This window comes from Sphingomonas bacterium (genome assembly GCF_903643065.1).
Taxonomy (GTDB): Bacteria; Pseudomonadota; Alphaproteobacteria; order Sphingomonadales; family Sphingomonadaceae; genus Sphingomonas.
This window is the reverse complement of sequence record NZ_CAHJWX010000040.1, coordinates 1-9,239: the sequence shown is the minus strand read 5'-3', so window position 1 is coordinate 9,239 and position 9,239 is coordinate 1. Positions and strand designations below refer to the sequence as shown.

General features: G+C 71.2%; 11 protein-coding genes. 7 read left to right on the top strand and 4 right to left on the bottom strand.

The features are described from left to right. From ligD to HUU95_RS02760, 3 genes are all read right to left on the bottom strand, one after another. Positions 1-1,642: non-homologous end-joining DNA ligase (gene ligD / locus HUU95_RS02770; protein WP_254602582.1), on the bottom strand; the 1,642-nt coding region annotated here is incomplete at its 3' end. Between the two features lie 128 nt (positions 1,643-1,770). After that, complete coding sequence (locus HUU95_RS02765) at positions 1,771-2,694, bottom strand: Ku protein (RefSeq protein ID WP_174278701.1); 924 nt, start codon at positions 2,692-2,694, stop codon at positions 1,771-1,773. Between the two features lie 30 nt (positions 2,695-2,724). Then, a complete protein-coding gene (locus HUU95_RS02760; protein ID WP_217429737.1) occupies positions 2,725-3,222 on the bottom strand; it encodes a PaaI family thioesterase in 498 nt (165 codons plus the stop codon). 51 nt (positions 3,223-3,273) lie between these two features. Here HUU95_RS02760 and pdxH point away from each other — a divergent pair, with 51 nt between their 5' ends. The 3 genes from pdxH (at position 3,274) to HUU95_RS02745 (ending at position 5,739) form a co-directional block, all read left to right on the top strand. Next, positions 3,274-3,897 (top strand): pyridoxamine 5'-phosphate oxidase, encoded by a 624-nt coding sequence (gene pdxH, locus HUU95_RS02755; RefSeq protein ID WP_174278703.1) that lies wholly within the window; start codon positions 3,274-3,276, stop codon positions 3,895-3,897. Continuing rightward, positions 3,894-4,841, top strand: coding sequence for a cation diffusion facilitator family transporter (locus HUU95_RS02750; RefSeq protein WP_174278699.1), 948 nt, complete (start codon positions 3,894-3,896; stop codon positions 4,839-4,841). Before pdxH ends, HUU95_RS02750 begins: the two co-directional genes overlap by 4 nt. Positions 4,842-4,944: 103 nt before the next feature. Beyond that, on the top strand, positions 4,945-5,739 hold the full coding sequence (locus tag HUU95_RS02745) for a PhzF family phenazine biosynthesis protein (protein WP_174278698.1): 795 nt from the start codon (positions 4,945-4,947) through the stop codon (positions 5,737-5,739). 58 nt (positions 5,740-5,797) lie between these two features. Here HUU95_RS02745 and mnmA read toward each other — a convergent pair whose 3' ends face one another. Beyond that, the gene (gene mnmA / locus HUU95_RS02740; RefSeq protein ID WP_174278697.1) at positions 5,798-6,895 is read right to left on the bottom strand and encodes a tRNA 2-thiouridine(34) synthase MnmA; all 1,098 of its coding nucleotides are present in this window, start codon (positions 6,893-6,895) and stop codon (positions 5,798-5,800) included. A 164-nt stretch (positions 6,896-7,059) separates the two neighbouring features. On the opposite strand from mnmA, the gene HUU95_RS02735 reads away from it, so the two are divergent. From HUU95_RS02735 to HUU95_RS02720, 4 genes are all read left to right on the top strand, one after another. Then, a complete protein-coding gene (locus tag HUU95_RS02735; protein WP_174278696.1) occupies positions 7,060-7,284 on the top strand; it encodes a hypothetical protein in 225 nt (74 codons plus the stop codon). Positions 7,285-7,384: 100 nt separating this feature from the next. After that, complete coding sequence (gene sciP, locus HUU95_RS02730; protein ID WP_174278695.1) at positions 7,385-7,684, top strand: CtrA inhibitor SciP; 300 nt, start codon at positions 7,385-7,387, stop codon at positions 7,682-7,684. A 100-nt stretch (positions 7,685-7,784) separates the two neighbouring features. After that, complete coding sequence (locus HUU95_RS02725) at positions 7,785-8,045, top strand: GlsB/YeaQ/YmgE family stress response membrane protein (RefSeq protein ID WP_254602580.1); 261 nt, start codon at positions 7,785-7,787, stop codon at positions 8,043-8,045. 449 nt (positions 8,046-8,494) lie between these two features. Then, positions 8,495-9,239: efflux RND transporter periplasmic adaptor subunit (locus HUU95_RS02720; RefSeq protein ID WP_174278694.1), on the top strand; the 745-nt coding region annotated here is incomplete at its 3' end.

Below are 9,239 nucleotides of genomic sequence, written 5' to 3'. Positions count from 1 at the left end.
CGGGCACCTCCGCCACCACCGCGCCCGCCGCCTTGTCCCCGCGCAGCCCCAGGAAGCTCGCGTGGCGCAGCACGCCATCGGGCGTCACCTCGGCATAGGCGACCTCCGCGACCAGCTTGGGGCTGATCCAGTGCGCGCCGCGCACCGCCGCGCGCGGCGCCGCGACGGTGGGCGTCTTGCGCTCCAGCTTCGCCATGCGCCGCGCCAGATCGTCCATCATCGCCTGGTCGAAGCCGGTGCCGACCTTGCCCGCGTAGCGCAGGGTGCCGTCCTCGTGCACGCCCAGCAGCAGCGAGCGGAACCCCCGGCTCTTGTCCGACGCGGTCCAGCCGACGATCACGAACTCCTGCCGGTGCGTGCACTTGGCCTTGAGCCACGCCTTGGTCCGCCCCGCGCGATACGGCGCGTCGGCGCGCTTGGAGACGACGCCCTCCAGCCCCTCGGCGCACATCCGCCCGAACAGCGCCTCGCCCGCGCCGAGCACGTGCTCGGCGAACTGAAGGCGCTCGTCGGTGCCGATGATGGCGCGCAGCCGCTCCTTGCGCGCGACGGTGGGCAGCGCGGTCAGGTCCTCGCCGTCGAGCCGCAGCAGGTCGAAGGCGAGGCAGGTCATCGCGCCGCCCGCCGAGATCGCGTCCTTGAGCGTCGAGAAGTCGGGCCGGCCGTCCTTGAACGCGACGATCTCGCCATCGATCAGCGCGTCCGTCACCGGGAGCGCGGCGGCGGCCTCCGCCACGCCGGCGAACTTCGCCGTCCAGTCCAGCCCCGTCCGCGTGTGCACCACGGCGCGCCCGCCGCCGACCGCGATCAGCGCGCGATACCCGTCATATTTCACCTCGTGCAGCCAGCCGGACCCGGCGGGCACCGCGTCGACCAGCGTGCACAATTGCGGCTCGGCGAAGGGCGGCGGGGTGCCTTTCTTCTTCGATCCTCGCCTCTTCCTCTCGTCATCCCCGCGCAGGCGGGGACCCATCTCGTTCGCGATGGTCAAGGCCGCGCCGTCGTCCTTGGCCGCGGCGCGGGAGCTGGGTCTCCGCTTGCGCGGGGAGGACGACGGGGGCGCCACCCCCGCCTCGATCTGCGCCATCGTCCGTCCCGTAGCGACGCTGGTCAGCGCCTCCTCGGTCAGCACGTCCGTGCTCCCGGCCTCGGCGTCGTCGAGCTTGCGCAGCAGCCAGTTCTCGTTCTTCTCGCGCCCACGCGGCTTGAGCCGGATCATCAGCCACGCCCCGCGCATCCGCTCGCCATCGAGCGTGAAATGAAGATGCCCGTCCGCCAGCGTCCTGACCGGATCCTTGCCGGGATGCGGCGTCCAGGTGCCGCGATCCCACAGCATCACCGTGCCGCCGCCATATTCGCCCTTGGGGATCGTCCCCTCGAACGTCGCATAGGACAGGGGGTGATCCTCCGTCCGCACCGCCAGCCGCTTTTCGTTCGGATCGAGCGAAGGCCCGCGCGTCACCGCCCAGCTCTTGAGCACGCCGTCCAGCTCCAGCCGGAAGTCCCAGTGCAGCCGCGTCGCGTCGTGCTTCTGGACGGTGAAGGCGTTGCCGCCGCCGGTGGCGATCGTGCCGGCGGGTTCGGCGGTCTTCGCGAAGTCGCGCTTGGCGTTGTAGCGCGCGAGGAGACCTGTTTCAGCCACGGCGGACCACCCGCCCGTCATCGCCGCGTAGGCGGGGACCCATCTCCTGCGGCTTGCCCGAGTCCGGCCCGCAGGAGACGAGCCCCCGCTTTCGCGGGGGTGACGGGAGATTGCCTGTCGCCGAAGCGCTAAGCACGCTTGCGCGCCGCCGGCTTTTTGGCGGGCGCTGGTGCCGGTGCCGGCTCGGCCGGCTTCTTGGCGGCCGGCTTCCTGGTCGACGCCTTCTTCGCCGGCGCGGGTGCCGCGTCGTCATTCGCCGCGCCGCGCCCTTCCATCGACTTCTTCAACGCCGCCATCAGGTCGACGACGTTGCTCCCCGAGCGCGCGGCGCCGCTGTCCTTGTCCTCGATGATCTTCTGGCCGTGCGCCGCGCGCTTGCGCTCCACCAGGTCGCGCAGCGCGTCCACATAGCGGTCGTGGAACTCCTGGGGATCGAACGCCCCGGTCTTGCGGTCGATCAGCGCGCCGGCGAGGTCGAGCAGCTCGGGATCGGGCTGGGCGTCGGGGATCTCGCGGAAATAGCTCTGCGCCTTGTTGACCTCGTCCGCATAGCGCAGCGTCTCCAGCACCATGCCGCGCCCGCACGGCTTGAGGCTCACCACATATTCGCGCCCCCTGAGCGCCAGCTGCCCCAGCCCCACCTTCTTCGCGCGCCGCAGCGCCTCGCGCAACACGATGAACGCCTCCTCGGCCAGGTCGTCCGCCGGCACGACGAAGTAGGGCTTCTCGTAATAGAGCACGTCGATCTCGGACGCGTCGACGAACTGCGTCAGCTCCAGCGTCTTCTTGGACTCGAGCTTGACCGCGTCGATCTCCTCCTGCTCCAGCAGCACATACTCGCCCTTGGCGACCTCATAGCCCTTGCGGATCTCGTTGACGTCGATCGGGCCGACGCCGGTCACGACCTTCTCGTAATGGATCGGCTGGCCGGTCGGCTCGTGGATCTGCTTGAAGCTGATCTGGGCGCCCGACTTGGTCGCCGAATAGATCTCGACGGGGATGGAGACCAGCGCGAGCCGGATCTGGCCTTGCCAATAGGCGCGGGCGGGCATTGGAGCGGGTCCCTTCGTTGCGGAGGCGATTCAATCCCCGGCCGGCGGACTCGTTCCCCGCGATGTCGTCGCATCGCGCGCCGCGCCGGCCGGCCGGTCGAAGACGAGCAGCGTCGAGGTCGCGGACGCGCACAGCCGGCCCTCCCCGTCGTGCAGCGTCGCCTCGGCGAAGGCGGCGCGCCGCCCCAGCGTGACCACCCGCCCCGTCGCGCGGACGCGCCCGCTCCGGTCGGTCAGCGCGCGATGATACGCCACCTTCAGCTCCAGCGTCGTATAGCCCTGGCCCGGCGACAGGCGGCTGTGCACGGCGATGCCGCACGCGCTGTCGAGCAGGGTCGCCGCATAGCCGCCATGCACGGAACCGATCGGGTTGTAGAAGCGCCGATCGGGCGTCCCCTCGAACACCGCGTGGCCCGCCTCGATCTCGACCAGCGCCAGCTCGAACAATTCGACGATCGGCGCGCCGCCGCGCCCCGTCGCCATCATCGCGCGCAGCTGCGCCAGCCCGTCCAGCGGTTCGTCGCCCATGACGCGACGCATAGGATGCGCGTGGCCGTCCCGCCAGCCGCCACGCGCGCGATGCTCCGGGGGAGGACAAGGGCGGCGAACCTCGCTATATGCGCCCGCGTGGACGATCCCGTCGCCCTTTTCGACGCCTGGTACGCCGAGGCGAAGGCCAGCGAGCCCAACGATCCCAACGCGATGGCGCTGGCGACGGCGGACGCGCGCGGGCGGCCATCGGCGCGCATGGTGCTGCTCAAGGGGCATGGGGCCGACGGCTTCGTGTTCTACACCAACCGCGAGGGGCGCAAGGCGGAGGACCTGTCGGCCAATCCGCACGCCGCGCTGATGTTCCACTGGAAGTCGCTGCGCCGCCAGGTGCGGATCGAGGGCGCGGTGAGCCTCGCCACCGATGCGGAATCGGACGCCTATTTCGCCTCGCGCGGCCGCGACTCGCAGCTTGGCGCCTGGGCGTCGGACCAGTCGCGCCCGCTCGACGCGCGCGCGACCTTCGAGGCGCGGGTGGAGGCCAGGCGCGCCGAGTTCGAGGGCCGCGACGTGCCGCGCCCGCCCTTCTGGGGCGGCTATCGCGTGACGCCCGACACGATCGAGTTCTGGCGGGATCGCGCCGCGCGGCTGCACGAGCGCCGCCGGTTCACCCGCGCCGGCACCGGCTGGACCGAAGGGCTGCTCTACCCGTGACCCTCGACGAACGCCGCCGCCTCCTTCCGCTCGCGATCCGCGCCGCGCTGGCCAGCGTGGCGATGGCGGTCGGGCTGCTCGCGCTCAAGAGCTATGCCGCCTGGGCGACCGGCTCGGTGGCGATGCTGGGCAGCCTCGCCGATACCGCGCTCGACCTGCTCGCCAGCCTCGTGACGCTGTACGGCGTCCGGCTCGCCGCCGAGCCGGCCGATCACGACCACCGCTTCGGCCACGGCAAGGCCGAGTCGCTCGCGGCGCTGGTCCAGGTCGGCCTCATCACCGCGTCGGCGGTGGCGATCGCCTGGCGCGCGGTGGCCGCGCTCACCGGCACGATCGCGACGCAACAAGCGGGGCTGGGCGTGGGCGTGTCGCTGGTGTCGATCGGCGCGACGCTGGTGCTGCTCGCCTATCAGCGCTCGGTGATCCGGCGCACCGGCTCCGTCGCGATCCTGGCGGACAATATCCATTATCAGGCGGACGTGGTGCTGAGCGGCGCCGTGATCGTGGCGCTGCTGCTCGAACAGCGGCTGGGCTGGACGCGCGCGGACCCCTTGTTCGGCATCGCCATCGCCGCCTGGCTCGCCTGGGGCGCGTTGCGCGCGTCGACCAGCGCGATCGACCAGCTGATGGACCGGGAATGGTCGGAGGATCAGCGCGCCGCGTTCCTGGAGGTCGCCGCGCGCCAGCCGGGGCTGAAGGGCATCCACGACTTCCGCACGCGCCGCGCCGGCACGCACGATTTCGCGCAGTTCCACATGGAGGTCGACGGCCGCCTTACCGTTGGCGCCGCGCACGACCTGGTCGAGAACATGGAGGAGGCGCTGCGCGCCGTGTTCCCGACGGTGGAGGTGCTGATCCACCTCGACCCGGAGGGCCATGTCGACACCGACAACCCGCTGGTCGAGGCCGACGTCACGCCCCACTGGTTCGGCAAGCGGATTTAGCTAAGGCTAACGCAACACGTCCGTTCGTGCCGAGCGAAGTCGAGGCATCGGTCGAGACATGCCCCTCGACTTCGCTCGGGGCGAACGGAGAGCAGACGACGCCATGCGCATCCCCTTCACCCAGGTCGACGCCTTCGCCGACGCCGCCTTTGCCGGCAATCCCGCCGCCGTGATGCCGCTCGCCGCCTGGCTCCCCGACGCGACGCTGCAGGCGATCGCGGCGGAGAACAACCTGAGCGAGACCGCCTTCCTGATCCCCGACGCGACCGGCGAGGCGGACCACGAGTTGCGCTGGTTCACCCCGACGACGGAGGTGGAGCTGTGCGGCCACGCGACGCTGGCGAGTGGGCATGTGGTGCTGTCCTCGTCCGGCGACCGGACCGCCGTGCGTTTCCGGACGCGGCACGCGGGCATGCTGGAGGTGGCGCGCGCCGACGCGGGCTATGCGATGGCGCTGCCCGCCTGGGCGACCGAACCGCGGGAGCTGCCCGCGATCGTCGCGGCGCTCGGCGTCCGCCCGGTGGAGACGCGGTGGCATGACCGGGGCTACGGCCTCGTCGTGGTCGAGGACGAGGCGACGGTGCGGGGCCTGCGCCCGGACTTCGCGGCACTGCGCGCACAGGGTGACCTGCTGACGATCGTCACCGCGCCGGGCACGGACACCGACATCGTCTCGCGCGTCTTCGCCGCCGGCGCGGGGATCGACGAGGACCCGGTCACCGGCGCCGCCCACGCGGTCAGCGTGCCGTACTGGGCCAAACGCTTCGGCCGCGACCGGTTCACCGCCTATCAGGCGAGCGCGCGCGGTGGCCGCCTCACCTGCGCGCTGCGGGGCGATCAGGTGGTGCTCGGCGGCACCTGCGTGACGGTGATCGAAGGCACCTTCCTGCTCCCCTGAACTCCTCCCGTACCGGGGAGGACCGGCGCTGTCCTCCGCGCCGCCCGGGATTGCCAAGCTACGCCGCGACCAGCGCCGCCTCCGTCTTCTCGATCCAGCCGCCGCCCAGCACCCGCTCGCCCGCGTAAAGCACCGCCGCCTGCCCGGGCGACACGCCATATTCCGGCGCGTCGAACACCAGCCAGTCCTCCAGCAGCCGAGCCGGGACCGGCCGCGCCATCGAGCGAACTTTGGCGGTGATCGGCCCCTCGCCGACGCCACCGATCCGGTTGATGCCCGACAGCCGCGCCGCGCTCACCGCCAGCGCCGCGCGCGGACCGACCACCACCTCGCGCCGCTCGGGCACCAGCCGCACGACGTATAGCGGGTCCGCCGTCCCGCCGATGCCGATCCCGCGCCGCTGGCCGACGGTGAAATGCGCCAGGCCCGCGTGCTCGCCGAGCCGCCGGCCCGCCAAATCGACGATCGGCCCCGCTTCGCCCGCCGCCGGCCGCAGCCTGGTCACCAGCGCGGCATGGTTCCCGTCGGGCACGAAGCAGATGTCCTGGCTGTCCGGCTTGGCCGCGACGCCCAGCCCCAGCTCGGCGGCGATCTGGCGCACCCGCGCCTTGGGCAAGCCGCCCAAGGGGAAGCGGAGATAGTCCAGCTGCGCGGTCGTGGTCGCGAACAGGAAATAGCTCTGGTCGCGCGCCGGATCGGCGCCGCGGTGCAGTTCCGGGCCCGCCGGCCCCGGCACGCGCCGGACGTAATGGCCGGTCGCCAGGCAATCCGCCCCCAGCTCGCGCGCGGTCGCCAGCAGATCGGTGAACTTGGGACCCATGTTGCACTGGACGCACGGGATCGGCGTGCGTCCGGCCAGATACTCGTCCGCGAACCGCTCCACTACGGCCGCGCGGAACGCGCTCTCGTGATCGAGCACGTAATGCGCGATCCCCAGCCGGTCGCACACCGCGCGCGCGTCGCGGATATCGCGCCCCGCGCAGCACGCCCCCGCCCGCGCCGTCGCCTCGCCATGATCGTACAACTGCAAGGTGACCCCGATCACCTCCGCGCCCGTGCCCGTCGCGAGCGCCGCGACCACGGAGGAGTCGACGCCGCCGGACATGGCGACGACGATCCGGTTCGCGCCGGGCGGAAGCTGGAAATCGGGATCCATCGCGGGAGCCGGTAGCAGGGAGCAGGCAGCCGGGGGAGCCCCGCTACTGCGCCCTGCTCCCCACCGGTAATCAAGGTCACCAAAGCCCTACCCCACGCTTTACCCGCTCTTCACGGCACCCGGCGCATGGCGTCCTTCCGCCAGTCGCCCGTCGAGTATCGTGCTTGGACCTGAGCTTCACCACCTTCGACCGCGAGACCGAGCTCACCGCGCTGCCCGCCGATCTGGCCGCGCTGTTCGTCGGGCTGGCGGAGCGGCAGGCGGCGAGCCCGACCGTGGCGGCGCGGTCGCGATGGCGGCGCCGGGCCGACCCGCCGACCTTCCACCCCGCACACGGCGCCTTTCACGACGGCATGGCGCGGGCGGTCATCCGATGGCGAGCAACGTGAACAGGCCGTTCACCATCGGGGTGAAGCCGATGTTCAACCCGGCAGGATATTGCCGGCAACAGCTGAAACGGGAGCCGCAGCGCTCCAAAGGGTTGCAACCATGATGGTACAAGAGAAGATCCGTCCCGCCAAGGTGATCGGCCCGCTCGGCGAGGCGCTGACGATCGACTCCCTGCCGCCGCCGGAGACCACGCGTTGGGTGGTGCGGCGCAAGGCGGAGGTGGTCGCGGCCGTCAACGGCGGGCTGCTCTCGGTCGACGAGGTGTGCGACCGCTACAAGCTCACGGTGGAGGAGTTCGCCGGCTGGCAGCGCGCGATCGACCGTTCCGGCATGCCCGGGCTGCGCGTGACCCGCATCCAACACTATCGCACGCTGTACGAGCGGCAACAGAAATACTGACGCAGGTTATCAATGCGCCAACGGAACCAGCGCCGTCGCTCGCGAGTCTTCGTCCCCACACATCCGGATATCGCAGCCGGGTCGCGTTGGAGGGCTGAACATGGGTATGGGTACGGGTCTGATTGGCTGGATCATCATCGGCGGCATCGTCGGCTGGCTTGCCGGCATCATCATGCGTGATCGCGAGAGCATCTTTCTCAACATCATCATCGGCATCGTCGGCGCCGGCATCGCCGGCTGGCTGTTCGGGCAGAGCTTCCACCAGAATGGGCTCAACATCTATTCCTTCGTGGGCTCGTTGGTCGGCGCGATCATCCTGCTCGCGATCGTCAACCTGATCCGTCGCGGCCGCGTCCGCTAGGAATTAGGGGAATGGGAGGGCCCGCGCCGGCGACGGCGCGGGCCCTTTGTAAGTTCAACAGGAAGCGGACGGTGATCGTCACGGCCGTAGCCTGCTCACCGGCCGTGATCCGCGTCTCGGCCTTGGCCATCGTCGTCCAGTTATAGATTGCCGGCGAGTGCTCCGTCTCCGCGTCGGGTCTGCCCCGCGATGGACATGCGCGAACACGGTGGTGGGCACGAGCAGGGCGGACCCGACGAGCGCGCCCATCGCTGGTCCTTTTGTGACGTTTCGGCCACGCCCGCGTGCCGTCCGCCCGCCCAACGCCCGCTGCACGGCGCGCGCGGGGTTGCGCGCCGGCCCACCACCAATGCATGACATCATTCACCCGAAGCACGGGACTTGAGCCCAGTGCTTTAGTCATGTAATACAGCAGCGGTCGCGAGCGCCTGGAGTTTGGAACTGCGCACATGAATTACGGTTCGGATCGCCATGGCACGGCCGACCGCCTCGCGCTGCCCGCGCCGGCGCAGCACGGCGGACGCGCGCGTCGGATCGCGCTGATCGTCGCGGTGATCGCCGTGCTGGGCCTCATGTTCACGCTGTTCGGCCGCAAGCATCACCTGGAGGCGCCCAAGGGCGCGCCGCAGGCCCCCAGCGTCACCGTGATCGCGCCCGGCCGCCAGCTGGTCGATCGCGCGATCGACGCCAACGGCACCCTCGCCGCGCGCCGCGAACTCCCGGTCGGCGTCGCCGGCGAGGGCGGCCGCGTCACGCAGGTCCTGGTCGAGCCCGGCACCTGGGTACGGGCGGGCCAGGTGCTCGCCACCGTTGACCGCTCCGTGCAGGTGCAGACCGCCGACAGCCTGGCGGCGCAGATCAAGGTGGCGCAGGCCGACGCGACGCTGGCGCAGTCGCAGCTCGATCGCGCCAGGCAGCTCGTCGCCAACGGCTTCGTCTCCAAGGCGGATATCGAGAGCAAGACGGCGACCCGCGATGCCGCCATCGCGCGCGTGCGCGTCGCGCAGGCGCAGTTCGGGCAGCAGCGCGCCACCACCGGCCGGCTCGACGTCCGCGCCCCCGCCGCCGGGCTGGTGCTGACCCGGCAGGTCGAGCCCGGCCAGATCGTGTCCGCCGGCTCGGGCGTGCTGTTCCGCATGGCCCAGGACGGCCAGCTGGAGCTGCGCGCGCAATTGGCGGAAGAGGATCTGGCCG

Bases quoted from the DNA above. Each gene is read 5' to 3' on its own strand.
- HUU95_RS02765 (WP_174278701.1), bottom strand. From the start codon at position 2,694: ATGCCCGCCCGCGCCTATTGGCAAGGCCAGATCCGGCTCGCGCTGGTC.
- HUU95_RS02760 (WP_217429737.1), bottom strand. From the start codon at position 3,222: ATGGGCGACGAACCGCTGGACGGGCTGGCGCAGCTGCGCGCGATGATG.
- pdxH (WP_174278703.1), top strand. From the start codon at position 3,274: ATGCTCCGGGGGAGGACAAGGGCGGCGAACCTCGCTATATGCGCCCGC.
- HUU95_RS02745 (WP_174278698.1), top strand. From the start codon at position 4,945: ATGCGCATCCCCTTCACCCAGGTCGACGCCTTCGCCGACGCCGCCTTT.
- mnmA (WP_174278697.1), bottom strand. From the start codon at position 6,895: ATGGATCCCGATTTCCAGCTTCCGCCCGGCGCGAACCGGATCGTCGTC.
- sciP (WP_174278695.1), top strand. From the start codon at position 7,385: ATGATGGTACAAGAGAAGATCCGTCCCGCCAAGGTGATCGGCCCGCTC.
- HUU95_RS02725 (WP_254602580.1), top strand. From the start codon at position 7,785: ATGGGTATGGGTACGGGTCTGATTGGCTGGATCATCATCGGCGGCATC.